The organism is Neoaquamicrobium sediminum, from assembly GCF_040970315.1.
Taxonomy (GTDB): domain Bacteria; phylum Pseudomonadota; class Alphaproteobacteria; order Rhizobiales; family Rhizobiaceae; genus Aerobium; species Aerobium sediminum.
In genome coordinates this window covers 150,385-177,083 of sequence record NZ_JAZHFV010000005.1, presented here as the reverse complement: position 1 = coordinate 177,083, position 26,699 = coordinate 150,385, and the positions used below count along the sequence as shown (strand labels likewise).

The 26,699-nt window shown below is 64.2% G+C and carries 27 protein-coding genes and 1 tRNA gene; 21 read left to right on the top strand and 7 right to left on the bottom strand.

Features of this window, described 5'->3' with window-relative positions; translation table 11 throughout:
* Positions 1 to 204 precede the first annotated feature (204 nt).
* Entirely contained in the window at positions 205 to 396 is a 192-nt protein-coding gene (locus tag V1479_RS16055) for a hypothetical protein (RefSeq protein WP_173189606.1), read from the top strand.
* Between the two features lie 76 nt (positions 397 to 472).
* On the opposite strand, the gene V1479_RS16050 is transcribed toward V1479_RS16055, so the two are convergent.
* Positions 473 to 557 (bottom strand) — tRNA-Leu (locus V1479_RS16050).
* Positions 558 to 654: 97 nt separating this feature from the next.
* A complete protein-coding gene (locus V1479_RS16045) occupies positions 655 to 1,440 on the bottom strand; it encodes an SGNH/GDSL hydrolase family protein (protein ID WP_368803802.1) in 786 nt (261 codons plus the stop codon).
* 357 nt (positions 1,441 to 1,797) lie between these two features.
* Here V1479_RS16045 and V1479_RS16040 point away from each other — a divergent pair, with 357 nt between their 5' ends.
* Positions 1,798 to 2,379: a YqaA family protein gene (locus tag V1479_RS16040; protein ID WP_368803801.1), complete on the top strand. Its 582-nt coding sequence runs from the start codon at positions 1,798 to 1,800 to the stop codon at positions 2,377 to 2,379.
* Between the two features lie 8 nt (positions 2,380 to 2,387).
* Positions 2,388 to 2,894, top strand: coding sequence for a disulfide bond formation protein B (locus V1479_RS16035; protein WP_368803800.1), 507 nt, complete (start codon positions 2,388 to 2,390; stop codon positions 2,892 to 2,894).
* 42 nt (positions 2,895 to 2,936) lie between these two features.
* Here the strand turns inward: V1479_RS16035 and V1479_RS16030 are convergent, their stop codons facing one another.
* The gene (locus V1479_RS16030) at positions 2,937 to 3,494 is read right to left on the bottom strand and encodes an HNH endonuclease (RefSeq protein ID WP_368803798.1); all 558 of its coding nucleotides are present in this window, start codon (positions 3,492 to 3,494) and stop codon (positions 2,937 to 2,939) included.
* A 99-nt stretch (positions 3,495 to 3,593) separates the two neighbouring features.
* The gene (locus tag V1479_RS16025) at positions 3,594 to 4,268 is read right to left on the bottom strand and encodes a DNA-3-methyladenine glycosylase family protein (protein ID WP_368803949.1); all 675 of its coding nucleotides are present in this window, start codon (positions 4,266 to 4,268) and stop codon (positions 3,594 to 3,596) included.
* Between the two features lie 77 nt (positions 4,269 to 4,345).
* Here V1479_RS16025 and gluQRS point away from each other — a divergent pair, with 77 nt between their 5' ends.
* Positions 4,346 to 5,221, top strand: a complete 876-nt coding sequence (gene gluQRS, locus V1479_RS16020) for a tRNA glutamyl-Q(34) synthetase GluQRS (protein ID WP_368803797.1) — start codon at positions 4,346 to 4,348, stop codon at positions 5,219 to 5,221.
* Between the two features lie 169 nt (positions 5,222 to 5,390).
* Positions 5,391 to 6,254 carry a DMT family transporter gene (locus V1479_RS16015; RefSeq protein ID WP_368803795.1) on the top strand — a complete coding sequence of 288 codons (864 nt, stop codon included), beginning with the start codon at positions 5,391 to 5,393 and terminating at the stop codon, positions 6,252 to 6,254.
* 6 nt (positions 6,255 to 6,260) lie between these two features.
* On the opposite strand, the gene V1479_RS16010 is transcribed toward V1479_RS16015, so the two are convergent.
* Positions 6,261 to 8,039, bottom strand: coding sequence for a methyl-accepting chemotaxis protein (locus V1479_RS16010; RefSeq protein WP_368803794.1), 1,779 nt, complete (start codon positions 8,037 to 8,039; stop codon positions 6,261 to 6,263).
* A gap of 187 nt (positions 8,040 to 8,226) precedes the next feature.
* Positions 8,227 to 9,081, bottom strand: coding sequence for a YihY/virulence factor BrkB family protein (locus tag V1479_RS16005; protein ID WP_173189421.1), 855 nt, complete (start codon positions 9,079 to 9,081; stop codon positions 8,227 to 8,229).
* Positions 9,082 to 9,132: 51 nt separating this feature from the next.
* Here V1479_RS16005 and V1479_RS16000 point away from each other — a divergent pair, with 51 nt between their 5' ends.
* The 12 genes from V1479_RS16000 (at position 9,133) to V1479_RS15945 (ending at position 20,064) form a co-directional block, all read left to right on the top strand.
* Complete coding sequence (locus tag V1479_RS16000; RefSeq protein ID WP_368803792.1) at positions 9,133 to 9,999, top strand: SDR family oxidoreductase; 867 nt, start codon at positions 9,133 to 9,135, stop codon at positions 9,997 to 9,999.
* A gap of 19 nt (positions 10,000 to 10,018) precedes the next feature.
* Positions 10,019 to 10,210, top strand: coding sequence for a twin transmembrane helix small protein (locus tag V1479_RS15995; protein ID WP_173189417.1), 192 nt, complete (start codon positions 10,019 to 10,021; stop codon positions 10,208 to 10,210).
* Positions 10,211 to 10,229: 19 nt separating this feature from the next.
* A complete protein-coding gene (locus tag V1479_RS15990; RefSeq protein ID WP_368803791.1) occupies positions 10,230 to 10,811 on the top strand; it encodes a cob(I)yrinic acid a,c-diamide adenosyltransferase in 582 nt (193 codons plus the stop codon).
* Between the two features lie 30 nt (positions 10,812 to 10,841).
* Positions 10,842 to 11,606, top strand: coding sequence for a rhomboid family intramembrane serine protease (locus V1479_RS15985; RefSeq protein ID WP_368803790.1), 765 nt, complete (start codon positions 10,842 to 10,844; stop codon positions 11,604 to 11,606).
* A 213-nt stretch (positions 11,607 to 11,819) separates the two neighbouring features.
* On the top strand, positions 11,820 to 12,566 hold the full coding sequence (locus V1479_RS15980) for an electron transfer flavoprotein subunit beta/FixA family protein (RefSeq protein WP_173189411.1): 747 nt from the start codon (positions 11,820 to 11,822) through the stop codon (positions 12,564 to 12,566).
* Between the two features lie 25 nt (positions 12,567 to 12,591).
* Positions 12,592 to 13,521, top strand: a complete 930-nt coding sequence (locus V1479_RS15975; protein ID WP_368803789.1) for an electron transfer flavoprotein subunit alpha/FixB family protein — start codon at positions 12,592 to 12,594, stop codon at positions 13,519 to 13,521.
* A gap of 121 nt (positions 13,522 to 13,642) precedes the next feature.
* Positions 13,643 to 14,524, top strand: a complete 882-nt coding sequence (locus tag V1479_RS15970) for a 3-hydroxybutyryl-CoA dehydrogenase (RefSeq protein ID WP_368803788.1) — start codon at positions 13,643 to 13,645, stop codon at positions 14,522 to 14,524.
* A gap of 230 nt (positions 14,525 to 14,754) precedes the next feature.
* On the top strand, positions 14,755 to 15,960 hold the full coding sequence (locus V1479_RS15965) for an ABC transporter substrate-binding protein (protein WP_368803786.1): 1,206 nt from the start codon (positions 14,755 to 14,757) through the stop codon (positions 15,958 to 15,960).
* Between the two features lie 277 nt (positions 15,961 to 16,237).
* Positions 16,238 to 17,035, top strand: a complete 798-nt coding sequence (locus tag V1479_RS15960; RefSeq protein WP_368803785.1) for an ABC transporter ATP-binding protein — start codon at positions 16,238 to 16,240, stop codon at positions 17,033 to 17,035.
* The gene (locus V1479_RS15955) at positions 17,032 to 17,736 is read left to right on the top strand and encodes an ABC transporter ATP-binding protein (protein WP_368803784.1); all 705 of its coding nucleotides are present in this window, start codon (positions 17,032 to 17,034) and stop codon (positions 17,734 to 17,736) included. Before V1479_RS15960 ends, V1479_RS15955 begins: the two co-directional genes overlap by 4 nt.
* Positions 17,737 to 17,740: 4 nt before the next feature.
* Positions 17,741 to 18,745: a branched-chain amino acid ABC transporter permease gene (locus V1479_RS15950; RefSeq protein ID WP_368803783.1), complete on the top strand. Its 1,005-nt coding sequence runs from the start codon at positions 17,741 to 17,743 to the stop codon at positions 18,743 to 18,745.
* The gene (locus V1479_RS15945) at positions 18,742 to 20,064 is read left to right on the top strand and encodes a branched-chain amino acid ABC transporter permease (RefSeq protein WP_368803782.1); all 1,323 of its coding nucleotides are present in this window, start codon (positions 18,742 to 18,744) and stop codon (positions 20,062 to 20,064) included. The genes V1479_RS15950 and V1479_RS15945 overlap by 4 nt, the downstream gene beginning before the upstream one ends.
* Before the next feature lie 201 nt (positions 20,065 to 20,265).
* On the opposite strand, the gene tlpA is transcribed toward V1479_RS15945, so the two are convergent.
* The gene (gene tlpA / locus V1479_RS15940; RefSeq protein ID WP_173189395.1) at positions 20,266 to 20,934 is read right to left on the bottom strand and encodes a thiol:disulfide interchange protein TlpA; all 669 of its coding nucleotides are present in this window, start codon (positions 20,932 to 20,934) and stop codon (positions 20,266 to 20,268) included.
* A 40-nt stretch (positions 20,935 to 20,974) separates the two neighbouring features.
* Between tlpA and argH the strand changes: the two genes are divergently transcribed.
* The 4 genes from argH to V1479_RS15920 all read left to right on the top strand — a co-directional run bounded on the left by argH (position 20,975) and on the right by V1479_RS15920 (position 26,598).
* Positions 20,975 to 22,396 carry an argininosuccinate lyase gene (argH, locus tag V1479_RS15935; RefSeq protein WP_368803781.1) on the top strand — a complete coding sequence of 474 codons (1,422 nt, stop codon included), beginning with the start codon at positions 20,975 to 20,977 and terminating at the stop codon, positions 22,394 to 22,396.
* 34 nt (positions 22,397 to 22,430) lie between these two features.
* Positions 22,431 to 22,643: a hypothetical protein gene (locus tag V1479_RS15930; RefSeq protein ID WP_173189391.1), complete on the top strand. Its 213-nt coding sequence runs from the start codon at positions 22,431 to 22,433 to the stop codon at positions 22,641 to 22,643.
* 12 nt (positions 22,644 to 22,655) lie between these two features.
* Complete coding sequence (lysA, locus tag V1479_RS15925; RefSeq protein WP_368803780.1) at positions 22,656 to 23,921, top strand: diaminopimelate decarboxylase; 1,266 nt, start codon at positions 22,656 to 22,658, stop codon at positions 23,919 to 23,921.
* Positions 23,922 to 24,045: 124 nt separating this feature from the next.
* On the top strand, positions 24,046 to 26,598 hold the full coding sequence (locus V1479_RS15920) for a TIGR02302 family protein (RefSeq protein ID WP_368803779.1): 2,553 nt from the start codon (positions 24,046 to 24,048) through the stop codon (positions 26,596 to 26,598).
* The last annotated feature ends 101 nt before the right edge of the window (positions 26,599 to 26,699 follow it).

Genomic DNA, 26,699 nt, shown 5'->3' with positions numbered 1-26,699 from the left:
CGCCACAAAATGCACCAGCGCCGCCGCGGTTCCTGCCAGCACCGATGACATTAGATGTCGGCCTGCAACCTTGCCTGGCTGTTTTCTCTTGGATTTCGGGCACGCAACCTGAATCGGCGGAGCGAAAATACATGTCGAGGCGCGCAACCGGGCGCCTCGCGGCCCGTTCTAGTCGGGAGGGCGATATCCATGAGGAGCAAAACCATGGCGACGACGAAAGCAGGTGGGAAGGACGCACTTTCGAAGAAGGGAAGCGAAGCCGGCAAGCATCTCCGCACCGCTGCGGCGAAGGAGGAGCGCAAGGTAGAAGCTCGAAAAGGAAGTGACCTCAAAAAGGGCGCCGACCGGTTTGAGGAGCGCGCGGAAAGCGCCAACGGCAAGGGCGCCAAGACCTGACACTTCTGAAACAGGCACTGACGAAGCGGAGTTCGAAGCGTGCCAATCTCAAAAGATCAGGCTGCTGCGAGACCGTTGGTGCCCCTGGCCGGGATCGAACCAGCACTCCTTGCGGAACTCGATTTTGAGTCGAGCGCGTCTACCAATTCCGCCACAGGGGCCCAGAAGGGCGCGTTCCGCACAGGTTCGCGGAACGCGCCGGGACTATACGAACGATAATGGGTGCGTCAAGCGATCACCGCTGCGCAAAGATGGACATCAACGCGCCTCAAAGGCCTCGACCGTGTCGGCTGCGACCTCCTGCAGGAAGACGCGCATGTCGGGGTCTACCGCTCCGTAATAATCGTATTCGAGGCCTTCCGGCGACTGCCCGTACAACGTTGCGTAGACGGTAGCCGCTGCGAGGTATGAGCCATTCACGTTGGGATGGCTGTCATCGTAGGTTTGGTGCAGGACGAGTTCGGGATCGCGCCGCTGCGCCTCGGCGAAAGCAAGGCCCACCGGAATGACGACAGCACCGGCCGATTCGCCAGCTTTGCCATAGAGGTCAGCGATAATCTCGGTGTTGTCCGCGGCGAAATCCTTGTGACCCTCGCCATAGGCATGGGTCATATAGAGTGCCACCTTTGCGCCTGTTTCCCTGATCTGCTCGCTCGCAGCCGCGACCGCCTCGTTGAAGGAGCCAGTGCGGCGTTCGCTCAGCGCCGCGCCGCTGTGCCCCTGCAGTATCACCACGTCGAACGGCGTGTCGTAGCCGATCGCACCCGGCGTCAGGTAGTGCGCGATCGGATGATGCATCAGCGATCCGCCAGAAATCGTGATCGATCGATAGTCGAGATCGCCGAGCGGAACGCCAAGGCCCTCGACCGCCATCCGGCGGACGTGATTGTGCAGGCTGTTGTTGTAATAGAAATAGCTGTTGCCAACGAAAAGGACCTGGCGGGGGCCATCTTCCTCCGGCGCTGTGGCATCCTGCGCCAGAGCCTGGACCGGCAGCATCGCCGCAAGGGCAGCGATGATGATGGCGCGCGTTCTCGGGATCATGGGTGTCTCCTCCTGTATCGGGCATGGGAATTTCCACCGTCGCGCGAGCGCGGCCATGCCTCCATGCTGCAGGCAACGGCCTCCTCCGTCGCGCGACAGGTTGACCCGAACGCGTTTCCACCCGGCGCGGCAAGGCAACGACCTGGTCGAAGGACAGGAAAGCGTCAGGAACGGACCGTCATGGGTGGATTTCGTAACATCAGGCCGAAACCCTGTTTCGGAACGCACACATCGCCGTGCAAACACGCTACCCGAGCGCGGTAACTATCGCGCGAGTTGGATCGGATGCGGCGGACCGCGCCATTGCGCGGCCACAGTTTTCTTTCTAGGAGAGGCTTCCGCAACCGGGGTCCCTCCATGCTTCGCCGCCTCTACGACTGGACGATGTCGCTCGCGCGCACCCGTCATGCAGAACGCTCGCTGGCCGCCGTTTCCTTCGTCGAAAGTTCGTTCTTCCCGATCCCGCCGGACGTGCTGCTGATCCCCATGGTGCTGGCCGAGCGCGCGCGCTGGATTCGCTACGCGCTGATCTGCACTGTTGCATCGGTGCTCGGCGCGCTGCTTGGTTATGTGATTGGTGCCTTTCTGTTCGACGCGATCGGAACACACATCATCGAGCTCTACCAAGCTGAGGACGCCTTCGCGAAGGTGCAGGGCTGGTACGACACGTGGGGCGCATGGGGCATCCTGTTCGGTGCCGTAACGCCATTCCCCTACAAGGTGCTGACGATCTTCTCGGGCTTCACCGGCTTCAACATCGTCACGCTCGTCATCGTCTCGATCATCGGGCGCGGCCTGCGCTTCTTCCTGGTGTCGTGGTTACTCTACAGGTTCGGGGAGCCCATCAGGACCTTCATCGAGAAAAATCTCGGCCTTCTTTTCACCCTTTTCATGATTCTCCTGATCGGCGGCTTCGTCGCTGTGCGCTACATATTCTGAGGGGTCCGATGTCGCTGACCGCCGCCACTGGAAAGATTCAAACCGCCGCCGCAGCGCTTCTGGCGCTGGGCATGACCGTGACTGTGGGCACCGCACTGGGATTCCAGCACATCGGCGGCTATATCCCGTGCAAGCTCTGCCTCGAGCAGCGGCTGCCCTATTATATCGGCATCCCGGTGATGGTGCTGGCGCTGGTCTCGGCTCTCTTCAGGGGACCGGCCATCGTGACGCGCGGCCTGCTGCTTGCCGGTGCGCTGTTGATGACATGGAGCCTCTATCTCGGCATCTTCCATGCAGGCGTAGAATGGGCATGGTGGCCCGGCCCGACAGATTGCGGTGTGGTGGCACCGGCACCCTCAGGCGGCAGCCTGCTCGACCAGCTCGACGCGGTGATCCCACCCTCATGCGACCAGGCGGCCGGCCGCTTCCTCGGCCTCTCCTTCGCCGGCTGGAATGTGGTGGCGAGCCTCGCGCTCGCCGCGATCGCCTACGTGGCGGCCTTTCGAAAGGCCTGAGAACCGGAACCGCAAAATTCGCGGAGATCTGATGGAAGCCGCCTACGGCTCCAGTTCGACATCCCAGTAGAGATAATCCATCCAGCTCTCATGCAGATGGTTGGGCGGGAACAGCCGGCCGTTGTTGTGCAGGTCGTGCACGGTGGGCTGCACCGGCTTCTGGCGCGGCCACATCTTGGCGTCCCGCGGCATCAACCCGCCCTTGCGCAGGTTGCATGGGGAGCAGGCCGCGACGACGTTCTCCCAGGTGGTTGCACCACCGCAGCGGCGCGGGATCACGTGGTCGAAGGTCAGATCCTCGTGAGTGCCGCAATACTGGCACTGGAAGCGGTCGCGCAGGAATACGTTGAAGCGCGTGAAGGCGGGATGCCGCGAGGGCTTCACATAGCTCTTGAGGCAGACGACGCTCGGCAGGCGCATCGAAAAGGAGGGCGACGACACCGCGTGCTCGTATTCGGCAACGATGTTGACCCGATCAAGAAAGACCGCCTTGATCGCGTCCTGCCAGGACCAGAGCGACAAGGGGTAATAGCTCAACGGACGATAGTCCGCGTTCAACACCAGTGCGGGCAGCGCATCCGGCGAGACTGCGATCGTCACTGACTGACCTCCTTGGGCTCGGGCTTCGATCGGCGCGGATACTGTAATCCCGAGATTGCAGGAATGTGAAGCGGCTATTTCGCGCCGCAAAATTCCAAATCATGCTGTTTTTGCGGCTTTTTTCGCCGTTTCGGTGGGCGGTGCAGCGTCCCGTCCGCGCAATTCGCGATAGTAGGCCCAGAAAAGCCGCGACGCGACGCCTCTCCAGGGCGTCCATGATTCGGCGATTCGGTAGAGCGTTTTCGCGTCGGGGCGGGGTTCGATAGCCAGCGCATGGCCGACGGCGGTCTGCAGCGCGACGTCGTGAGCCGGGAAGATGTCGGGATGGCCGGCGCAGAACAGCAGGTAGACTTCCGCGGTCCACGGCCCGACGCCGTGAAGCGCGGTCAGCCGCGCCATCGCGTCATCGGGATCCGCAGCGGCAAGGTGGTCGAGGTCCAGCCCGTCCTCGACAACCGCACGGGCTATCGCCAGCAGCGTCTTCTGTTTAGGCCGCGAGAGGCCGGCGGTGCGAAACGCCTCCTCGCCGGCCGCCAGCACGCCCGGAGCATCGAGCGGATCGACCAGCGCCACGAGCCTGCCGAGGATTGCGTCTGCGCTCGCCCGCGAAACCTGCTGCGAGACGATAATCGATACCAGGCTTGCAAAGCCCGGCTCCGACAGGCGCAGCGGCACCTCGCCGGCGGCAGCCACGACCGCTGACAGCCGGGGATCGATGGCCGTCAGCGCGTCCAGTCCCTCGGCAATGTGATCCAGCGTCTCGATCCTGCGCATCATTCGCCCTTGTTCTTGCTTGCCGGCCACCGTAGCAATCGCGAAATGACCCGTACAATCCGATTGCCGACACCCTCATGACACGGCCGGTCTTCCGTTTCGCACCCAGTCCCAATGGCGAACTGCATCTGGGCCATGCTTATTCGGCGCTGTTGAACGCGAGACTGGCACGCGAAACCGGCGGCCGCCTGCTGCTGCGGATCGAGGATATCGACATCGGTCGCTGCACCCCGGAATTCGAAGAGGCGATCTATCGCGATCTCGCATGGCTCGGCATCGAATGGGAAGAGCCCGTGCGCCGGCAGTCGGAGCATTTCGCCGACTATGCCGAGGCGCTCCACCGCCTGATCGATGCGGGGCTTGCCTATCCCTCCTTCATGAGCCGGGGCGAGGCGCGCGCGATGATCGTTGAAGCGGAAGCCAACGGCCGCGAATGGCCGCGCGATCCGGATGGCGCGCCGCTGTTTCCGACCGCCGAGCGCGGTCTTTCGAGCAGGGAGCGACGCACCCAGATCGACGAGGGCGAGCCCTTTGCCTGGCGGCTGGACATCGACGCCGCGCTCGCGCATGCGTCGACGCCCATCCTGTGGGACGAGCAGGGCAGCGGCCCGACGGGCGAGAGTGGTCGCGTTACAGCCGATCCGGCCGCATGGGGCGATGTTGTGATTGCGCGCAAGGAGGTGCCGACAAGCTACCACCTCGCCGTCGTGGTCGACGATGCGTTGCAGGGTGTGACCCACGTGGTGCGCGGTCGTGACCTGTTTCACGCCACGGCCGTCCAGCGACTGCTGCAGGAACTGCTCGGGCTTTCTGCGCCGGTCTATCTGCACCACGACCTGGTGCTGGGAGACGACGGCCGAAAACTGTCCAAGAGCAGGAAGGACACCGGCCTCGCCGCGCTGCGTACCGCCGGCCTCACGCCGACGGACGTCACGCGCATGGTCGGTCTGTAGCGGCTGGCGCCTGGTTGACCGTTAGACGACACAGGCGCCTGCTCCGCCAAGGTGGCGTTGTAATCTTGCCTGTCAGCGACACGAAACCATTGGCTCAATTCTAATCCTTTGCTTGTCGCGGCGATCGGCACTAGAGCGGGCTGCCTGCCATCGATCCCAAGCCCGAGCCATGTCCCGCGCCGCAAGCTTCATTCCCGTTCTTTTCGTGCTGCTCTGGGCAACCGGCTTCATTGGCGCCCGCTACGCGATGCCGTGGTCGGAGCCGTTCAGCTTCCTCGCCTTACGCTTCGTGCTCGCAGCGGTCGTCTTGTTGCTGATCATGCTGGTGATGCATTCGAAGAAGCTGCCCCCACGCCAGGCCGCGCACGCCGCATTTGCCGGCGCGCTGATCCACGGCGTCTATCTCGGGGGCGTGTTCTGGTCGATCCGGCATGGACTGCCGGCCGGGCTTTCCGCCCTCATCATCGGGCTCCAGCCGCTGATCACCGCCGTCATGGCAGGCTGGGCGCTAGGCGAGCGCATCCTGCCCCGCCACTGGGCGGGGCTCGCCGCGGGCTTCCTCGGCATAGTGATTGTGCTGGCGCCGAAGATCGGCCAGGCAATCGGCGGCGTCACGCTGGCAACATTCCTGGCCTGCCTGGCCGGCGCGGTGGCGATCAGCGCCGGCACCGTGTGGCAGAAGAAGTTCGTATCCAACGCCGACCTCGTCACCGCGACGCTGTGGCAATATCTCGGCGCCGCCATTGTGATGGCCATCGGCTCATTCGCCTTCGAGACGCGCCAGTTCACGCTGACCGGCGAACTCGTCTTCGCCATGGCGTGGCTGGTGCTGGTACTGTCAATCGGTGCGATCTTCCTTCTGATGATGATGATCCGCGAGGGCGAGATGTCGAAGGTCTCGTCACTCTTCTACCTCGTACCGGCGGTCACAGCCCTCATCGCGTGGGTGCTGTTCGGCGAAACGCTGACACCGGTCCAACTCGTCGGCATGGCGATCACCACCATCGGCGTCGCGATGGCGACCCGCCGATAGAGCGCGTCAGAATTCCTCCCAGTCGTCGCTCGCCAGCGCCGCGTTGCCGGCGAAGGCACCTTTGACCTGCCGAACGAGTTGCCGCGCGGGCGATGGCGCCGGTTGCGATTGCTGGGAAGCAGCAGGCGTTGCAGCCGCCTCACCCGTCTTGAACTGCGTCAGCAGGCTGAACAGCGATTGCGCCTCGCCAGCCAGCGAGTGGCTGGCTGCGGTCGATTCCTCGACCATTGCCGCATTCTGCTGCGTGCCCTGATCGATCGTGTTCACCGCGCGGTTGATCTCCGCGAGGCTGGTCGCCTGTTCGCGCGCGCCCTGCACGATGGCCGCGACATTCGTGTTGATCTCCTGCACCTGCTGGACGATCTGCTCCAGCACCTTGCCGGTTTCTCCCACAAGTGAGACGCCGCGCTCGACCTGGCTTCCCGAGGTGCCGATCAGCTCCTTGATGTCCTTGGCTGCCATGGCCGAGCGCTGCGCGAGTTCGCGCACCTCCTGCGCCACCACGGCAAAGCCCCGTCCGGCCTCTCCTGCACGAGCGGCTTCGACGCCGGCATTGAGGGCCAGCAGGTTGGTCTGGAAGGCGATCTCGTCGATCATGCCGATAATGTTGGAAATCTGCTGGGACGATGATTCGATCTCTCCCATGGCGGCAACCGCATTGCGCACCACGTCGGCCGAGCGTTCCGCATTCTCGCGCGTCTGCCGCACAAGGCTGCCCGCTTCCTCCGCCCGCGTGCTCGAATCCGAGACAGTCGCAGTAACCTGCTCGAGTGCCGCGGCAGTCTCCTCGACCGAGGCCGCCTGTTGCTCGGTACGCCTCGAAAGGTCCGATGCGGCAGAGCGCACCTCCTCCGCACCGGCCGCGATCGACCTTGCATTATGGCCCACAGCCTGCATCGCTGCGCAGAGCTTGCCAACGGCCTCGTTGAAATCGGCCCTCACCTGTTCCATCGAGGGCACGAAGGCGCACTCCAGCCGCTGCTCGAGGTCGCCCTCCGCTAGAGCCCGCAAGCCGCCTCCCAGCGCGACGACGGCGCTCATGCGCTCGCTGACGTCGGTGGCGAACTTCACCACCTTCACCACCTTGCCGTTGAGGTCGACGATCGGGTTGTAGGCGGCCTGGATCCAGATTTCCTTGCCGCCCTTGCCGTAGCGCACGAATTCGTTGGCAATGAATTCGCCCCGGGCGAGCCTCGGCCAGAACTGGCGATATTCGTCGCTTTGGGCATAGCCCGGGTCGCAGAAAATGCGGTGATGCCGGCCCTGGATCTCGGCGAACTCATAGCCGAGCGTTTTGCAGAAATTGTCGTTGGCAGTGAGGATTTCGCCTTCAGGCGTGAACTCGATGACCGCCTGGGATTTCGAGATCGCCGCCAGCTTGCCGGCATCCCCGGCCGCTCGCTGCCGCGCCGCGGTGACGTCTGTGGCGAACTTGACCACCTTGTAGGGCTTACCGCGCCTGAACAGAGGATTGTAGGACGCCTCGATCCATATCTCCCGACCGCCCTTGCCGAAACGCTTGTACTGGCGTTGGTCGTATTCACCGCGCGCCAATCGCGCCCAGAATTCGCGATATTCGGCACTGTCCGCTTCCGCTGGGTCTACGAACATCCGATGGTGGCGGCCGACGATCTCCGACGATTCATAGCCCATCGCCGCGCAGAAATTGGCGTTGGCAAAGAGAATGTTGCCCGCGAGATCGAAGTGGATGACAGCCTGCGAGCGGTCGATTGCGGCCACGATGGCGCTGTCGTCGGACAGAAGCGCGGAAAGCAGCTTCGGCATGGCAAAGCCTTTCGGGTTCCGGTCTTAAAAAGACCTTGCGACACTGGTCTCCAGCGCCTGAATCCACCGAAAAGCGGGCCTACCTGCCCGTCCGTTTTTGTTCGCCTCGCCCGCAACATAACTACCAGCGACAAGGTTAAACAATCGCTATTGCTTTGCCGACTTAAAGTTGGTGTCCGGTTGCAGACTACTGCGCCACCTTGGCGCGCGCATCGAGGTACCGCTTGATGGACGCGTTGAGCTCGCCGCCGAGGATGAAGATCGCCGACACGATGTAGAGGAACACCAGCGCGATCATGATCGAGGCCAGCCCCGCATAGGTCGAGGCATAGGTCGAGTAGTAGCTGAGATAGGTGGCGAACAGGGATGAACCGACCACCCAGAACACGAGCGTGAAGATCAGCCCGGGCACGATCTCGCGAAACCGGCGCTTGCCCGCCGGCAGCCAGAGATGCACCGCGATCAGCGCGAGAACGATGATGACAGCAGCAATCAGGATGCGCCACAGATTGATCGTACCGATATAGGGCTCGATCCACGGCAGGCGCTGCTGCGCGATGCCGATGGCGACCGGCAGCACGACGAGCAGCGACGAGACGACCAGAAAGCCGATCGTCGCCACCAGCACGAAGGCGAGGCTCTGCGCGCGCAGGAAGAAGATCGAGCGCCGGTCGAGCACCCGATAGGCCCGATTGAGCCCCACGCGCAACGCCTCGATGCCGTTGGAGGCGAAGAAGGCGGCCGCGAGGATGCCGATGGTCAGGAAATCGCCGCGCTGGATGGTCAGCACGCTCGACACCTCGCGAGCGATCGGCGCTGCGATCTCCTCCGGCCAGGTGTCGAAAATGAGATGCACGGCCGTTTCGGCAAAGGCATCCGCACCCAGGAAGCTGGCCAGCGATGTCGCGAAGATCAGGAAGGGAAACAGCGCCAGCAGGGCCGACAAGGCGAGATGGCTGGCGAGCGCCCACCCGTCATCATAGTTGAAATGACCGATGGCGTCGCCGAGGACGCGTTTGATGATAACCAGTCTGCGCAGCATTTTTCCGGCCGATTGTATCGCACGTGCGAATATGGGAAGGGAATCGCCTTCATGGCAAGCATCGACCAAGATACGAAGCGACAGGCTGACAAGTTGCGCACAATCATCGTCACCGGTGCGTCTTCCGGCATAGGCGCATATTGCGCCCGTGCGCTCAAGCGTGACGGCTGGAGGGTGTTCGCAACCGCGCGCAAGCCGGAAGACATTACAGCCCTGGAGGCCGAGGGCATCGAGGCCCTTTTCCTCGACTATCGCGACGCCGCCTCGATCGAAACACTCGTAGCGGAAGTGACGGCTCGTACGGGCGGTCGTCTCAACGCCCTCTACAACAACGGAGCCCACGCGCAGGCCGGCGCGGTCGAGGACCTGCCGGTGGATGCGTTGCGGGAGCAGTTCGAGGCCAATTTCTTCGGCTGGCACGACCTGACCCGGCGCATTGTGCCGATCATGCGGGCGCAGGGCCACGGCCGCATCGTACACTGCTCGTCGATACTCGGCCTCGTGCCGGTCAAATATCGCGGCGCATACACAGCGTCGAAATTCGCGCTCGAGGGGCTGATGCTGACGCTTCGGTCGGAACTCGACGGATCCGGCATCGAGGTCTCGATGATCGAGCCCGGCCCGATCGAATCGAAATTGCCGTCGAACGGCCTCGCGTGGTTCGAACGTCACATCGACGTCGAGGCTTCGCCACACCGGCAGGAATACAAGGCGCAGCTCGCGCGCCTCCGGCAAGGCGGCGTCAGGTCGCGGATGAAACTCGGCCCCGACGCGGTATATGCAGTTCTCAAACATGCGCTGGAAAGCCCGCGCCCACGGCCGCATTACCTGGTCACGACGCCGGCAAAGATAGGCGCGCTGCTCAAGCGGCTGCTGCCGGCGTCCGTGCTATACCGCTTCCTTGCCAACCGCGCCTGAACGAGATCGGAAACCAACCATGTCGACAGCCTTCAACATCATCGCCATCCTCTTCATGGTCGCCGTGGTGATCGTGCTTATCCGTGGCCTCATGAACATGCTGCGTGGCGGCTCCGGCAACACTTCCAACAAGCTGATGCAGGCTCGCGTGCTGCTTCAGTTCTTCGCGCTCGTGTTCATTCTGCTTGCGCTCTATTTCTCGCGCGGCTGAACGATCGGGGAACTGCAAGATGGTCGTACTCAACAAGATCTACACCCGCACCGGAGATGACGGCACGACGGCGCTGGGCTCCGGCGAGCGGCGTCCCAAATACGACCTGCGGGTTACCTCCTACGGGACGGTGGACGAGGCCAATGCCTGTATCGGCATGGCGCGGCTTCATACCGCGAGCGCCCATGCGGAGATCGACGCGATGCTCGGCCGCATCCAGAACGACCTTTTCGATCTCGGGGCAGATCTCGCCACGCCCGATACCGGGCAGGACCTCGGCTACGAGCCGCTGCGCATCGTCGCCTCGCAGGTGGCGCGGCTGGAGGCCGACATCGACACGCTGAACCGCAACATCAAGCCGCTGCGCACCTTCGTCCTGCCCGGCGGCTCGCCGGCAGCGGCCGCGCTTCATCTCGCGCGCACGGTCGCACGCCGCGCTGAGCGTCTGATGGTCGAACTGTCGCTGAAGGATGGTGAAACCGTCGGGCCGGAAGCGATCAAATACATCAACCGCGTCTCCGATTTCCTGTTCGTCGCCGCCCGCGCCGTCAATGACAATGGCGAAAGCGATGTGTTATGGGTGCCGGGACAAAACAGATAGCCCCAGTGCCGAGGCGGGGCGCGGGGGAACATGTTCATACCGCTTCATGACGCCAACACGCTCAAGCGCATCCGCCTTCAATATGTGACGCTGGGCCTCATCGCCGCCAACTGCCTCGTCTACCTGCTGACGGCGGTCGCCAGCGAGCAGTTCATCGAAGCAACCGTGATCGGGCTGGGCTACATACCGGCGACCTTGTTCGATAATGTCGTGCGCCCGCCCAACCTGGTTCTTGTGCCGGACCAGGCGACCTACATCACCTATTCATTCCTGCACGGCGACATCTTCCATCTGGGCGGCAACATGCTGTTTCTTTGGGTGTTCGGCGACAATGTCGAGGATGCACTCGGCCATTTCAGGTTCCTGATCTTCTATCTGGCCTGTGCAGCCGCCGGCGCGTTCATGCACGGCCTGCTGGTGCCGACCTCCCACGCACCGCTGATCGGCGCTTCGGGTGCCGTCGCCGGCATCATCGCAGCCTACCTGATCCTGCATCCACGCGTGAAAATTTGGGTGCTCGCCTTTGGCCGCCTGCCCCTGCGCCTTCCAGCCTGGATCCTGCTGGCGCTGTGGATCCTGTTTCAGTTCGCGATGATCGCGCTCGACGGCGAGGGCGAAGTGTCTTGGGCGGCCCATGTCGGCGGCATCATCGCCGGCGCAGTGCTCGTGCTGGTGCTGCGCCGGCGCGACGTTCCGCTGCTGGACCAAACAGTGGTCACGCCGAAAGCAGCCGAGGTTGAAAGGCCCGCGCCACCACCGCCGGTCGAAGCACCCTCGCCTTGGGGCAGGCGCTGACGTCCCGCTGCACAATTCAAACGGTTTGAGCCGGCAGCGGATATTGACGCTGGCGCGACGGATGACTACAGCCTCATGCGGCCACGGCACGCATTGCCCGGCGGGCGGCGCGACGTGCTGAGTTTCGTCCCGACGATGTCGGTATCCGGCAAGCGATCGGCATGAGGGGCTGCTACGCAGCTCCGACAAAAATCTCGGAAAGGTCTCACGCGCATGAAAGTTCTTGTCCCTGTCAAGCGGGTTGTCGACTACAACGTGAAGATCCGCGTCAAGTCGGACGGATCGGGCGTCGAACTCGCAAATGTGAAGATGTCGATGAACCCCTTCGACGAGATCGCCGTCGAAGAGGCGATCCGTCTGAAGGAAGCGGGCAAGGTCGAGGAGATCGTCGTCGTGTCGATCGGCCCGGCGCAGGCGCAGGAGACGATCCGCACCGCACTCGCCATGGGCGCCGACCGCGGCATTCTGGTCAAGATCGAAGAGACCACCGAGCCGCTGACCGTTGCGAAGCTCCTGAAGGGCATCGTAGACGAGGAAAAGCCGGAGCTCGTCATCCTCGGCAAGCAGGCGATCGACGACGACGCCAACCAGACCGGCCAGATGCTGGCAGCACTTCTCGGCTGGTCGCAGGGCACCTTTGCCTCCAAGGTCGAGATCGACGGCGGCAAGGCCAAGGTCACCCGCGAGGTCGACGGCGGCCTGCAGACGGTGGAGCTGTCGATGCCGGCCATCGTGACCACCGACCTGCGCCTGAATCAGCCGCGCTACGCTTCGCTGCCAAACATCATGAAGGCGAAGAAGAAGCCGCTCGACGAGAAGTCGGCCGCCGATTACGGCGTCGATGCGTCGCCGCGCCTCAAAGTGCTGAAGACCGAGGAGCCGGGCGGCCGCAAGGCGGGCGTCAAGGTCAAGGACGTCGCCGAGCTGGTGTCGAGCCTGAAGTCCGCAGGCGTCCTCTAGGGTCCGGAAAAGGGAGATTATCGATATGGCCATTCTTCTCGTTGCCGAGCACGACAACGCAACCGTTTCCGACCAGACCGCCAAGGCTCTGTCCGCAGCACTCGCGATCGGCTCCGACGTCGACATCCTCGTCGCCGGCAAGGGCGCCAAGGCTGCCGCCGACGCCGCCGCCAAGCTCAAGGGCGCGCGCAAGGTTCTGCTGGCCGAGTCCGACGAACTCGAACATCGCCTCGCCGAGCCGACGGCGGCCCTCGTGGTGTCGCTCGCCGACGGCTACGACGCGCTGGTCGCGCCGGCCACCACGATGGGCAAGAACGTGATGCCGCGCGTCGCAGCCCTGCTCGACGTCATGCAGGTGTCGGAGATCATCGAGGTCGTCTCGGCCGACACGTTCAAGCGCCCGATCTATGCCGGCAACGCCATCCAGACCGTGCAGTCGACTGACGCCAAGAAGGTTATCACGGTCCGCACCGCCTCCTTCCAGGCGGCGGGCGAAGGCGGGTCCGCTGCGGTGGAGACCGTTTCGGCGGCCGCCAATCCGGGTCTTTCGACCTTCGTCGAGAACAAGCTCTCGGAGAGCGATCGTCCGGAGCTTACCTCGGCCAAGATCATCATCTCGGGCGGCCGCGCGCTGGGCTCTTCGGAAAAGTTCCAGGAGGTCATCCTGCCTGTCGCCGACAAGCTGGGTGCCGCGGTGGGCGCGTCCCGCGCCGCGGTGGATGCCGGCTATGCGCCGAACGACTGGCAGGTCGGCCAGACCGGTAAGGTCGTGGCGCCTGAGCTCTACATCGCCGTCGGCATCTCCGGCGCGATCCAGCATCTGGCCGGCATGAAGGACTCCAAGGTGATCGTCGCCATCAACAAGGACGAGGAAGCCCCGATCTTCCAGGTGGCCGACTACGGTCTCGTCGGCGACCTCTTCACTGTTCTGCCGGAACTCGAAAAGGCGCTTTGACGCACCGCCTACCGGCGTATTAATTTGTGAAGGGCGGGGTAGACAGAAGTCACCCCGCCCTTTTAGTTTGCACCGCAACAAAAGCACGGCCGAAAAACGGCCCGACCACGGGATCAGCGTCATGACTGGCAAGATCGGAACGGTAGGCATCATCGGCGCCGGCCAGATGGGCGGCGGCATCGCCCACGTAGCGGCCCAGGCAGGCTACAAGGTCAAGCTCTACGACATCTCGCCCGAGCGCATCGAGAACGGCATCGCCACGATCAACGGCAACATGGCCAGACAGGTCTCGTCCGGCAAGATGGAGGAGGAGGTGCGCAAGGCCGCACTCGCCAACATCTCCGCAGCTCCGGCGCTGGAGGATCTCGCAGGCGTCGATCTCGTCATCGAGGCGGCGACCGAGGACGAGACCGTCAAGCGCAAGATTTTCGCCCAGCTCTGCCCGATCCTCAACCCCGAGGCGCTGCTGGCGACCAATACCTCGTCGATCTCGATCACGCGCCTCGCCGCGCAGACCGACCGGCCGGAGCGCTTCATCGGCATTCATTTCATGAACCCCGTGCCGGTGATGAAGCTGGTCGAGCTGGTGCGCGGCATCGCCACCGAGGATTCGACCTTCGAGACCGCGCGCGAATTCGTCCAGAATCTCGACAAGACGATCACGGTGGCCGAGGACTTCCCGGCCTTCATCGTCAATCGCATCCTGCTGCCGATGATCAACGAGGCGATCTACACGCTCTACGAGGGCGTCGGCTCGGTGGAAGCCATCGACACGGCGATGAAGCTGGGCGCCAACCATCCGATGGGTCCGCTGCAGCTTGCGGATTTCATCGGTCTCGATACCTGCCTGTCGATCATGCAGGTTCTGTATGACGGTCTCGCGGATTCCAAGTACCGCCCCTGCCCGCTACTGGTGAAATATGTCGAGGCCGGCTGGCTCGGTCGCAAGGCCGGACGCGGCTTCTACGATTATCGCGGCGAGCATCCCGTCCCGACCCGCTGAGCCAAGGCACGGCGCTACCCACAATTGCAGCGCGCAAAACCGCGACCCTGGTGACAGGGTCGCTGCTCCTTTCGTGCGCCCGTTAGCCAATTTCCGTTTTGTTTTCGCGGCTTGACCGTTCCCCGCTTTACAAAGCCGCGGCGCGGTAAGAGTATCGGCCTCAATCCAGCCCTAGCGGGGGCCGGGCCAAAAACAAGACGCACAAACACGACCAAGTGGAGGTTTTTCGTATGTCATCCAGAACTCGCAACGCGCTTGCCGCGTCCGTCGCCGGCGCGCTCCTTTTTGCCGCGTCCGCCGTCGCGCAGGCGCAGGAAGTGAAGGTCGGCATCATTCTGGGCTTCACCGGCCCGCTCGAAAGCATCACGCCTGGAATGGGCGGCAGCGCAGAACTCGCGCTGAAGGAAGTCAACGACAGCGGCCTGTTCCTCGACGGCCAGACGCTGGTGCCTGTACGCGCGGACTCGACCTGCATCGACAACGCTGCCGCGACGGCCGCTGCCGAGCGCCTCGTCACCACCGAGAACGTTGCCGCCATCATGGGCGCCGACTGCTCGGGCGTGACCATCGGTATCGTCAACAACGTCGCGGTGCCCAACGGTGTCGTGATGGTTTCGCCGTCGGCGACCTCGCCGGCGCTGACCGACATCGAGGACAACGACTACTTCTTCCGCACCGCGCCGTCCGACGCGCGTCAGGGCGAAGTGCTGACCGAGGTGATCCGTTCCTACGATATCGATTCCGTCGCGGTGAGCTACACCAACAACGACTACGGCAAGGGCTTCTCGGACTCCTTCGTCGCTGCCTTCGAGGCGGCCGGCGGCACGGTGACCATCGCTGCCCCGCATGACGACGGCAAGGGCGACTACTCGGCCGAGGTTGGCGCACTGGCGGCAGCCGGCGGCGACGTTCTCGTCGTGCTCGGCTATGTCGATCAGGGCGGCGTCGGCATCATCCGCTCGGCCGTCGACACCGGCGCGTTCGACCGCTTCGCGCTCGGCGACGGCATGTACGGCCAGAGCCTCATCGACGCGATGGGCGACAGCATCGAAGGTACGATCGGCGTGATCCCCGGTGCCGAGGGTGAGGGTTCGGCCAAGTTCGCTGAAGCTGCGAAGGCTGCGGGCCTCGACCCGACGAGTTCCTACACCGGCGAAAGCTACGATGCCGCTGCGCTGATCGCGCTGGCCATGCAGAAGGCAGGCTCCACGGACCGCACGGCGATCCGCGACGCGATGCTTGAGGTCGCCAACGCACCGGGCGAGCAGATCATTGCGGCAGACCTCGCCAAGGGCCTGCAGATCCTCAAGGACGGCGGTGACATCGACTATGTCGGCGCAACCAATGTCGAGCTGATCGGCCCCGGTGAAGCGGCCGGAACCTACCGCGAGTACATCATCGAAAACGGTGAGTTCAAGACGGTCCAGTACCGCTAAGCCAGCGCAAGACGACAAGACCCGGCCTCCCGCGAGGCCGGGTTTTTCGCACATGGAGCCTGCGGCAGCCGGGTGGGTGTCGCAACGACATCTGGATAAACACGGGCGGAAAGCGCAGTATAACGCGGCGTAAGGCGCTACGTTTTCGCACATAAAATGCGAAAATCTGACAAATCGGCCGCTCGCAGCTTGCTTTTTCCAAGGATTCAAGGGCAGAAGGCCCGCGTTTCATTCCAGGCAACGAGAACAAGAGCCGCAAACGGCTCAGGGGAACCGAATGATCCGTGTAGACGATCTGCATATGCATTTCGGAGGTATCAGGGCGGTTGACGGGGCGAGCATCGAGATCGCCAAAGGTTCGATCACCGGCCTGATCGGCCCGAATGGCGCTGGCAAGACCACGCTCTTCAATGTCATCGCCGGCCATTACAAGCCGTCCTCCGGAACGGTCTGGCTGGGCGATGAGGACATAACCGGCCTCACCCCGCACGAGCTGTTCCACAAGGGGCTGCTGCGTACCTTCCAGATCGCGCATGAATTCTCCACGCTGACGGTCCGCGAGAACCTGATGATGGTTCCCGACCGGCAGCCGGGCGAAAGCCTCGTCGACGTCTGGCTTCGCCCTTCAAAGGTGCGTGCCCGCGAGGAGGAAGTGCGTGCCCGTGCCGACGAGGTCATCGAGTTCCTTGAGATTTCTCATGTCGCCGACGAGTTCGCCGGCAACCTTTCCGGCGGCCAGAAGAAGCTGCTCGAGCTCGGCCGCACGATGATGGTCGATGCCAAGATCGTGTTCCTCGACGAGGTGGGCGCAGGCGTCAACCGCACGCTGCTCAACACGTTGGGCGACGCCATCATCCGCCTCAACAAGGAGCGCGGCTATACGTTCTGCATGATTGAGCACGACATGGATTTCATCGGTCGCCTTTGCGACCCGGTCATCGTGATGGCCGAGGGCAAGGTGCTGATTGAGGGCTCGGCCGAGGAGGTCAAGGCCGACGAGCAGGTGATCGAGGCCTATCTGGGCCGCGGCCTTAAGAATAGGCCGGCGAAGAAGAGCAAGGGAGGCAGCGCATGAGCTTCCTGATAGGCGAGGCGATGACCGGCGGCTATGGCGGGGCCGACATCCTGCATTCCTGCACAATTGCCGTCGAAAAGGGCGAGATCGCCGTCATCGTCGGCCCCAACGGCGCCGGCAAGTCCACTGCGATGAAGGCCATGTTCGGCATGCTGTCGCTGCGCCAGGGCCGCGTGATGCTGGGCGACCGCGACATCACCGCCCTTTCCCCGCAGGACCGGGTCAAGGCCGGCATGGGGTTCGTGCCCCAGACCTCCAATGTCTTCGTCACCATGAGCGTGCAGGAGAACCTGGAGATGGGCGCCTATATCCGCCAGGATGATTTCTCCGATACCATGGCGCAGGTCTTCGACCTGTTCCCCATCCTGAAGGAAAAGCGCCGTCAGCCGGCAGGAGAGCTATCCGGCGGCCAGCGCCAACAGGTTGCAGTCGGCCGCGCTCTGATGACCCGGCCGAGTGTGTTGATGCTCGACGAGCCGACCGCCGGCGTATCGCCCATCGTCATGGACGAACTGTTCGACCGTATTCTTGAAGTGGCGGCCACCGGCATCGCCATCCTGATGGTCGAACAGAACGCACGCCAGGCTCTCGCCATTGCCGATCGCGGCTACGTGCTCGTGCAGGGCAGCAACCGTTTCACAGACACCGGGGAGGCCTTGCTTGCCAACCCGGAAGTCCGCGCATCGTTCCTGGGAGGCTGAGGTCATGGAAGGTTTCCTCAACGCCCTGGTGGTGTTCGCAAACTTCGTCTTCATTCCGGGCCTCGCCTATGGCGCGCAGCTCGCGCTCGGCGCGCTGGGCGTCACGCTCGTGTTCGGTATCCTGCGCTTCTCCAACTTCGCCCACGGCGACCTGATGGCATTCGGCACCATGATTACGATTCTGGTGACGTGGTGGCTGATCGGCATGGGCGTCACCCTCGGCCCGCTGCCTACTGCGCTGCTGGCGCTGCCGGTGGGCATCATCGGCGCCGTCGCCATGGCGCTGCTGATCGACCGCCTCGTCTTTCGCTTCTACCGCAAGCAGAAATCGGCAGGCATCGTCTTCGTCATGGCCTCGGTCGGCGTCATGTTCGTGCTCAACGGCATCGTGCGTCTGATCATCGGACCCAACGACCAGCGGTTCGCCGACGGCGAACGCTTCCTCGTCACCGTACGCGGCTTCCGCGAATATACGGGGCTCGCCGAGGGGCTGGCGATCCGCCTGCCGGTGGCGATAACCGTGATCGTCGCCGTCATCGTCGTCGTGGCGCTGTTCTGGTTCCTGCAATATTCGCGCACCGGCAAGGCGATGCGCGCCTATTCGGACAATGAGGACCTGGCGCTGCTGTCGGGCATCAATCCTGACAAGGTCGTCATGGTGACCTGGATCATCGCGGCGGCGCTCGCGACGATCGCAGGCGTGCTTTACGGCCTCGACAAGAGCTTCCGGCCCTTCACCTACTTCCAGCTCCTTCTGCCGATCTTCGCCGCGGCCATCGTCGGCGGCATCGGCCAGCCGCTAGGCGCGATCGCCGGCGGCTTCGTGGTCGCCTTCTCCGAAGTGACGCTGACCTATGCCTACAAGCGGGTGCTGGAATATCTCGGCTTCCAGCCGGAAGGGCTCGTTCAGCTCCTGTCGACCGAATACAAGTTCGCCATCTCCTTCGTCATCCTCGTACTCGTGCTGCTGATAAGGCCGACCGGCATCTTCAAGGGGCGCGTGCTATGAGCAACCGCGAGCGCATCATCTATCTCTACGGCGCGATGGCGATCCTGCTCGTCGCGGTGGGCGTTTTCCAGAGCTGGACCCTGAGCCTCACCATCCTGAACCTCTGCCTGATCTCGGCGATCATGTCGCTGGGCGTGAACATGCAGTGGGGCTATGCCGGCCTGTTCAATGTCGGCATCATGGGGTTTGCAGCGCTCGGCGGGCTCGCCGGCGTGATCGTCTCCATGCCGCCGATACCGGGCGCCTGGTCGGCTGGCGGCGTCGGCATCGGCCTGTCTCTGCTGGCGTTGGTGGGCACGGTGGGCATCGCCGTCTTCGTGCGCGGGCGCACCTCCGGCAGCGTGCGCACACTGGCGACGCTCGCCATCGCGGTGATCGGCTATTTCGTCATTCGCCGCTTCTTCGATCCCGCCGTCTCGGCCATCGAGAGCTTCGATGCCGCGCGCACCGGTTATCTCGGCGGTCTCGGCATGCCCATCATCTTCTCGTGGCTGGTAGGCGGCGTCTTCGCGGCGGGTGCGGCATGGCTGGTCGGCAAGATCGCGCTCGGCCTGCGGGCCGACTACCTCGCCATCGCCACGCTGGGCATTTCCGAGATCATCATCGCCTTCATGCGCAACGAGGAGTGGCTGACGCGCGGCGTCAAGAACGTGTCGGGCCTGCCGCGCCCGGTTGCCTACGAGGTGCAGCTTCAGCAGGCGCAATGGTTCGTTGACCTGTCGACGCGACTGGGAATCGATCCGATCTCGTTCTCGTCGATCTACGTTCGCCTCTCCTACGCGTTGCTCTTCGCCGTCGTGCTCATTGTCCTGATGTGGCTGGCGGAGAAGGCACTCAACTCGCCCTGGGGCCGCATGATGCGTGCCATTCGCGACAACCGCGACGCGGCCGAAGCGATGGGCAAGGACGTGACCGGCCGTCACCTCCAGATATTCGTGCTCGGCTCTGCCGTCGTCGGCATTGCGGGCGCGATGCTCACCACGCTCGACGGTCAGTTCACGCCGGGTCAGTACAACCCGTTGCGCTTCACCTTCCTGATCTGGGTGATGGTGATCGTCGGCGGCTCCGGCAACAACTGGGGCGCGGTGCTGGGCGGCTTCCTGATCTGGTTCATCTGGGTCGAGGCGGAACCCGTGGGCGGCTGGCTGATGTCTGTCATCACCGCTGGCATGGAGCCGACCAACCCGGTCCGGCTGCACCTCGCCGATGCCGCGCCCTACATGCGGCCGCTGCTGATGGGCGTGATCCTGCTTGTGGTGCTGCGCTTCGCCCCGCGCGGGCTGATACCGGAACGTTCCGCGATGGCGGCTCGAAAGTGACGTGAAACCCGTCTTCCCGGAAGCCGGAGCGTAGCGAAGGCTATCCGGGACCCATTGAGCAGCGCGGCCGGGTTGCGGGTTCTCGCGACGGCGATGACATGCGGCACATCCTGAACCGGGCCATGCTCCACGATTTCCGGACCAATGGGGTCCCGGCTCTCCCTCGCTACGCTCGGTTGGCCGGGATGACGGCTACGTTCTTTACATCGCCGCTTCGATGAGACGCTTGGCGTCGTCGCTGGCCCATTCGGCTGGTCCGTTCATGTGGCCGATCATGCAGCCTTCGTCGTCGACCAGCAGCGTCACCGGCAGGCCAAGCGCCAGCCCGCGCCGCTTGAGTTCGTTGAACAGGCCGAGCGTCGAATCCCGATAGTAGCCAAGCGCGTCCACCTTCGTTTCCTCTAGGAACCGCTTGGGCTTCTCGTCGCTGCCCGTGTCGACGTTGACAGCCACCACCTCGAAGGCATCGCTTCCCATATCCTTCTGGAGCTGGTTCAGCGCGGGCATCTCCTCGCGGCATGGCGCGCACCAAGTCGCCCAGAGATTGACCAGCAGCGTCTTGCCGGACAGGTCGGCAAGCGTCATCGGGCTTCCGTCCGGGGCATTGAAGGCGAGATCCTTGACCGACTGCGGCGGGTTGGCGGCCAGTATCGCCGCGACCTCGCCGCGGGCTGCTGCATCCACGGCCTCGAGCGTTTCGGCCTTAGCCTGACAGGCCGCAGTGTCCGCATCGAGCGCGGCAACCTGCTGCGGATTGTTGCCAGAAGGTGCGCCCATCACGTATACGCCGATCGCACCGACAGTGACGCCAGCCACGATTGCAAGCGTGATCAGCCGTCCGGTCGGTAGATGGAATTTGCCGTTTGCCATCAGTCAGTCCACTCATTCCTTCGGGAGCCCCGTTATCACCATGAGCGAGAAAAAGGCCAGCAATCAGATGTGGGGCGGACGATTTGCCTCGGGTCCCGCAGCGGTGATGGAAGCGATCAACGCCTCGATCGGCTTCGACAGGAAGCTCTACGCACAGGACATCCGCGGCTCGATCGCTCACTCCGAGATGTTGGCGGAAACAGGCATAATATCTGCCGACGATCAAAAGAAGATCGCTCACGGGCTGAACACGATCCTGTCAGAGATCGAGGCGGGCACTTTCGAGTTCTCGGCCAGGCTTGAGGATATTCACATGAATGTCGAGGCGCGGCTGGCCGACCTGATCGGCCCTTCGGCAGGCCGCCTGCATACGGCACGCTCGCGCAACGACCAGGTGGCGCTCGATTTCCGCCTCTGGGTCAAGGAAGAGCTTCAGCGCACCGATGCTGCGCTGGTCCGCCTGATCGAGGCGTTTCTCGATCGCGCGCAGGATCATGCGGCTACCGTCATGCCGGGCTTCACCCATCTCCAGACGGCGCAGCCGGTCACCTTCGGCCATCATTGCATGGCCTATGTGGAAATGTTCGCGCGCGACCTATCGCGCGTGCGCGACGCCATCGAGCGCATGGACGAGTCGCCGCTGGGTGCGGCAGCCCTTGCCGGCACCGGCTTTGCCATCGACCGCCACCGCACGGCCAGGGCGCTCGGCTTCCGCGAGCCCACCCGCAATTCCATCGACAGCGTGTCCGACCGCGACTTCGCACTGGAATACCTGTCGCTGGCCGCGATCTGCGCCACCCATCTGTCGCGCCTTGCGGAAGAGATCGTCATCTGGTCGACGCCGCAGTTCGGCTTCGTGCGACTGTCCGACCAGTTCTCGACCGGCTCGTCGATCATGCCGCAGAAGAAGAACCCCGACGCCGCCGAGCTGGTGCGCGCCAAGACCGGCCGCGTCAACGGCCATCTGATCGCCCTGCTCACGGTGATGAAGGGCCTGCCGCTCGCCTATTCCAAGGACATGCAGGAAGACAAGGAAGCCGTCTTCGACGCTGCAGAAACGCTCGACCTGATGCTTGCGGCGATGACCGGCATGGTCGGCGATATGGAGATCAACGCGGCCTCCATGAAGCGCGCCGCCGGCTCCGGCTATTCGACCGCGACCGATCTGGCCGACTGGCTGGTGCGCGAGGCCGGACTACCGTTCCGCGAAGCGCACCATGTCACAGGCCGGGCCGTTGCCGCCGCCGAAGCCCGCAAGGTTGCGCTCGAAAAGCTGTCGCTGGAGGAGCTGCAGGAAATCGACAGCCGCATCACTGCGGACGTGTTCGGCGTGCTTTCCGTCGCCGCCTCCGTCAAGAGCCGCTCGTCCTTCGGCGGCACCGCCCCGCAGGAGGTGCGTCGTCAGGTGCGCTACTGGCGCAAGCGCTTGAAACGGGATGCATCGGCAGCAAAACTCCGCTAGAAACACCGCACACTCAATTGCACGGACAGGCAGGATGCACGCCGGAACCCTTATCAGAACGACACTTCTGCTGGCGGCGATCGGCGTTGCCGTGACCGCCTGCGGCCGCCGTCCCGGCACGCTCGACACGCCTTACGAAGCGGCCCGCGACGCGCGCGAGGAAGCCCGGCGCAACGATCAGCCGCTGCCGCCAGAGCCAAAGCCGCCGGTTCAGGATCGCAAATTCTTCCTCGACGGCCTGATCTAGAAAGCGGCTTCCGTGAACCATTTCGAGTATCGCGACGGCGTTCTGCACGCCGAAGACGTTTCAGTGCCGGAGATCGCTTCCGTCGTCGGCACGCCGTTCTATTGCTATTCGACCGCGACGCTGACGCGGCACTACAACGTTTTCGCAAAGGCGTTCGATCAACTCGACGCGCTCGTCTGCTACGCAACCAAGGCCAACTCCAACCAGGCGGTCATCCGCACGCTTGCCAAGCTGGGCGCGGGTGCGGACGTCGTCTCGGAAGGCGAACTGCGCCGCGCGCTGGCAGCCGGCATACCGGCCGACAAGATCCTGTTTTCCGGTGTCGGCAAGACGGCGGACGAGATGGACTTCGCTCTGGCAGCCGGCATCCGCTGCTTCAACGTCGAATCTCTGCCGGAGCTGGAACTGCTTTCAGCCCGCGCGGTTGCCGGCAACCGGACTGCGCCGACCTCGCTGCGCATCAACCCGGACGTCGACGCGAAGACGCACAAGAAGATTTCCACCGGCAAGGCCGAGAACAAGTTCGGCATAGCCTGGAAGGACGCGCGTGCCGCCTATGCCCGCGCCGCCGCGCTGCCGGGCCTGAAGGTTTGCGGCATCGACATGCACATCGGCAGCCAGATCACCGAGCTGCAGCCCTTCGATGAAGCGATCGCACTTCTGGTCGAGTTGACCAAGACGCTGCGCGCCGAAGGTCACGCGATCACCCATGTCGACGTCGGCGGCGGGCTCGGCATACCCTACCGCAACGACAACGAACCGCCGCCACTGCCCGATGCCTATGCGGCGGTGGTGAATCGCCACATGAAGCCGCTCGGCCTGCAGGTGATCTTCGAGCCCGGCCGGCTGATTGCCGGCAATTCCGGTATTCTCGTCAGCAAGGTCATTTATCTGAAGGAAGGCGCTGCAAAGAACTTCCTGATCGTGGATGCGGCGATGAACGACCTGATCCGTCCGACGCTCTACGACGCTTTTCACGACATCCGGCCCGTGGTCGAGCAGCCGGCCGACGCACCGCGACTGATGACCGATGTGGTCGGCCCGGTTTGCGAGACTGGTGACTATCTCGGCCACGATCGGGACCTGCCGAGGCTGGCATCCGGCGATCTCGTTTACGTGGCCACCGCCGGCGCCTACGGCGCAGTGCAGGCCTCGACCTACAACACACGTCTTCTCGTGCCGGAAGTGCTGGTTAACGGCGACCGTTTCCACGTCGTCCGCCCCCGCCCCACTTACGACGATGTGATCGGGATGGATTCGATCCCGGGCTGGCTGTAGCGCCAAAAGTCAGGCGCCAATCACGATTTCGCGCGCCGCCTCGCCTTCGCCGCGTTTGCTGCTATCCTTTCGTAGAGCGGTGCGATTCCGGCACCGCAGAGATGATGGCTCCCGAAAGGACCGGATGGCGGAAAGCGGCGAGAGAAGGACGCACCCGGCTGTCGAGCGCGGATTGCTCGCCCGGCTCGGGCGTACGCGCGCGGTGGTGCGCGGGGCGATCGTCATCGAGCGCCTCTGGCCGCTTGTACTCCCGTTCCTGATCGTTGCCAGCCTGTTCCTCAGCCTGTCATGGCTGGGCATCTTCCGGATGATACCGGACTGGCCCCGTATGCTGCTTGTCGGGGCGCTGGCGGTTGCGGGCATCGCGGCGCTCTACCCGCTACGTTTCTACCGCTCGCCGAAATTCGCCGAGATTGACCGACGCATCGAACGTGCCAACCGGCTTGAGCATGCGCCGGTGCTGACGCAGACGGACCAGCTTTCGCAGGCTGCGCAGGGGCCCTTTGCGCAGGCGCTGTGGCGCGAACACCAGAAACGCATGGCGGCACGACTCAACCGGCTTTCCGGCGACATGCCGCGCGCCCGCGTGCCCGAGCGCGATCCTTGGGGGCTGCGCGCGATCGCCGCACTTCTGCTGGTGGTCGCCTTTGCGTTCTCCTTCGGTCCGCTGGGCGGTTCTCCGCGTGACGCCTTCCGCAGCCATGCCAGCGCCGACGTCGTGCCGGCGCGCATCGACGCCTGGGTCACGCCGCCCGCCTATACCGGCCGCGCCCCGCTCTTCCTGAGCGCACGCGCGGGCCAAGAAGACGCGCCGGTATTCGAGGTGCCGGAGGGCAGCGCGGTCGCCGTGCGGGTGACCGGTGGCGCGGGTGACGAGACGCTTTCCTATCTCGACGCCGATACGGGCGAGGCGCTGGCGATCGAGCCCGCCTTGGCCGAGGCAAATACCGTCGCATCGACGACCGCACGTCAGTTTGCCGGAACGCTCACCGCCGACGGCATGCTGACACTCCAGTCTGGCAGCAGCGAATTGCAGCGCTGGGCCTTCAACGTCATTCCCGACGATCCGCCCGCGATCCGTTTCGCAGACGAGCCGAAGCGCGCGGTCAACGGCGCGCTGGAACTCGCCTACGAGGTCGAGGACGACTATGGCGCGGCCAGTGCCGAAGCCGTGTTTGAGCAGGCCGAACCGCAGGCAACCGGCGCGCGGCCGCTCTATGAGGCGCCCGAGATGCCGCTGGTGCTGCCACGCCGCAATGGCCGCGACATCGCCGCCCGCACGTCCCTGGACCTTACCGAACACCCGTGGGCCGGAACGCGCGTCAACCTGACCCTGGAAGCGCTCGACGGCGCCGAGCAGCGGGCTCGTAGCGAGACGAAAGAGATCGTGCTGCCGGAGCGTCCCTTCGCCAACCCGTTGGCCAGGGCGGTCGTGGAGCAGCGACGCATCCTGACCCTCGACGCCAACCGCAAGGGCCGCGTGCTCGACCTCATCGACGCGATCACGCTGCGGCCGGAGGATACGTTCGACAATCCGTCGCACTATCTGGGTATCATGGCGGCGCGCACGCGCCTTGTGATGGCAAACACAGACGAAGCGCTCCGTGACGTCGCCGACTATCTCTGGGAAATGGCGCTGACCATCGAGGACGGCGCGCTTTCTGCTGCCGAGCGCCGGCTGCGGCAGGCACAGGAGGCACTCAAGCAGGCACTCGAAAACGGCGTCAGCGACGAAGAAATCGAAGACCTCATGGCCGAGCTTCGCGAGGCGATGCGCGAATTCCTGCGCGAATTCGCCGAGCGCGCGCAGCGCAATCCCGACATGGCCATGCAGATGCCGATGGAGGGGCAGGAGCTGAGCCAGAGCGATCTCGAACGCATGATGGACCAGCTCGAGAACCTCGCCCGCTCGGGGGCACGCGACCAGGCCATGGAAATGCTGCAGCAGCTCCAGGAGATGATGAACAATCTGCAGGCCGGCAACCAGCAGCAGATGAACCCCGGCGAAGGCGAGCAGAGTGAGATGCGCCGGCAGATGGACGAGCTGGGCGAACTGATGCGCCGCCAACAGGAGACGATGAACGAGACCTTCCGTCTCGACCAGATGCAGCCCGGCCAGGAGGGCGAGCAGGGGCAGCAGGGACAGGGCCAACAGGGCGGCCAACAGCCGATGACGCCTGAGGAGTTTGCCGAGGCGATGCGCCAGCTTCAGGAAGGCCAGGGGCAGCTTCAACGCGATCTGGATGCACTGACCAGGTCTCTTGAGGGCATGGGCATGGAGCCTGGCGAAGGTTTCGGCGAGGCCGGCGAGGCCATGGGCCGCGCCGAGGGCGCCCTTGGCGACCAGCAGGGCGACCGCGCCGTCGGCGAGCAGGGGCAGGCGTTGGAGGCGCTGCGCCGTGGCGCGCAGGACATGATGCAGCAGATGATGCAGGCCATGCAGGGCGAACAGGGCGGTAGCGAGGAAGGCGGCCGCCAGCAGAGTTCCGATCGCGACCCGCTCGGCCGGCCGCGCGCCACCACCGGGCCGGATTTCGGCGATTCCGTGCAGGTGCCCGACGAGGTCGACGTGCAGCGCGCGCGCCGCATCCTGGAGGAAATCCGCCGCAGGCTCGGCAACGCGCTCAGCCCCGAACTGGAACGCAACTACCTCGAGCGCCTACTGGAGATGCGCTGAGTACTCTCCGGCGTCATCCCGGCCAAGGGAGCGTCAGCGACCGCTGAGCCGATGAGGCGCTATCGGCCGCAAACCCGACCGGGCGTCGGGCCTGATGGGCC

Coding starts and splice junctions, on each gene's coding strand:
- V1479_RS16055 (WP_173189606.1), top strand. CDS start 205: ATGGCGACGACGAAAGCAGGTGGGAAGGACGCACTTTCGAAGAAGGGA.
- V1479_RS16045 (WP_368803802.1), bottom strand. CDS start 1,440: ATGATCCCGAGAACGCGCGCCATCATCATCGCTGCCCTTGCGGCGATG.
- V1479_RS16040 (WP_368803801.1), top strand. CDS start 1,798: ATGCTTCGCCGCCTCTACGACTGGACGATGTCGCTCGCGCGCACCCGT.
- V1479_RS16035 (WP_368803800.1), top strand. CDS start 2,388: ATGTCGCTGACCGCCGCCACTGGAAAGATTCAAACCGCCGCCGCAGCG.
- V1479_RS16025 (WP_368803949.1), bottom strand. CDS start 4,268: ATGCGCAGGATCGAGACGCTGGATCACATTGCCGAGGGACTGGACGCG.
- gluQRS (WP_368803797.1), top strand. CDS start 4,346: ATGACACGGCCGGTCTTCCGTTTCGCACCCAGTCCCAATGGCGAACTG.
- V1479_RS16015 (WP_368803795.1), top strand. CDS start 5,391: ATGTCCCGCGCCGCAAGCTTCATTCCCGTTCTTTTCGTGCTGCTCTGG.
- V1479_RS16010 (WP_368803794.1), bottom strand. CDS start 8,039: ATGCCGAAGCTGCTTTCCGCGCTTCTGTCCGACGACAGCGCCATCGTG.
- V1479_RS16005 (WP_173189421.1), bottom strand. CDS start 9,081: ATGCTGCGCAGACTGGTTATCATCAAACGCGTCCTCGGCGACGCCATC.
- V1479_RS16000 (WP_368803792.1), top strand. CDS start 9,133: ATGGCAAGCATCGACCAAGATACGAAGCGACAGGCTGACAAGTTGCGC.
- V1479_RS15995 (WP_173189417.1), top strand. CDS start 10,019: ATGTCGACAGCCTTCAACATCATCGCCATCCTCTTCATGGTCGCCGTG.
- V1479_RS15990 (WP_368803791.1), top strand. CDS start 10,230: ATGGTCGTACTCAACAAGATCTACACCCGCACCGGAGATGACGGCACG.
- V1479_RS15985 (WP_368803790.1), top strand. CDS start 10,842: ATGTTCATACCGCTTCATGACGCCAACACGCTCAAGCGCATCCGCCTT.
- V1479_RS15980 (WP_173189411.1), top strand. CDS start 11,820: ATGAAAGTTCTTGTCCCTGTCAAGCGGGTTGTCGACTACAACGTGAAG.
- V1479_RS15975 (WP_368803789.1), top strand. CDS start 12,592: ATGGCCATTCTTCTCGTTGCCGAGCACGACAACGCAACCGTTTCCGAC.
- V1479_RS15970 (WP_368803788.1), top strand. CDS start 13,643: ATGACTGGCAAGATCGGAACGGTAGGCATCATCGGCGCCGGCCAGATG.
- V1479_RS15965 (WP_368803786.1), top strand. CDS start 14,755: ATGTCATCCAGAACTCGCAACGCGCTTGCCGCGTCCGTCGCCGGCGCG.
- V1479_RS15960 (WP_368803785.1), top strand. CDS start 16,238: ATGATCCGTGTAGACGATCTGCATATGCATTTCGGAGGTATCAGGGCG.
- V1479_RS15955 (WP_368803784.1), top strand. CDS start 17,032: ATGAGCTTCCTGATAGGCGAGGCGATGACCGGCGGCTATGGCGGGGCC.
- V1479_RS15950 (WP_368803783.1), top strand. CDS start 17,741: ATGGAAGGTTTCCTCAACGCCCTGGTGGTGTTCGCAAACTTCGTCTTC.
- V1479_RS15945 (WP_368803782.1), top strand. CDS start 18,742: ATGAGCAACCGCGAGCGCATCATCTATCTCTACGGCGCGATGGCGATC.
- tlpA (WP_173189395.1), bottom strand. CDS start 20,934: ATGGCAAACGGCAAATTCCATCTACCGACCGGACGGCTGATCACGCTT.
- argH (WP_368803781.1), top strand. CDS start 20,975: ATGAGCGAGAAAAAGGCCAGCAATCAGATGTGGGGCGGACGATTTGCC.
- V1479_RS15930 (WP_173189391.1), top strand. CDS start 22,431: ATGCACGCCGGAACCCTTATCAGAACGACACTTCTGCTGGCGGCGATC.
- V1479_RS15920 (WP_368803779.1), top strand. CDS start 24,046: ATGGCGGAAAGCGGCGAGAGAAGGACGCACCCGGCTGTCGAGCGCGGA.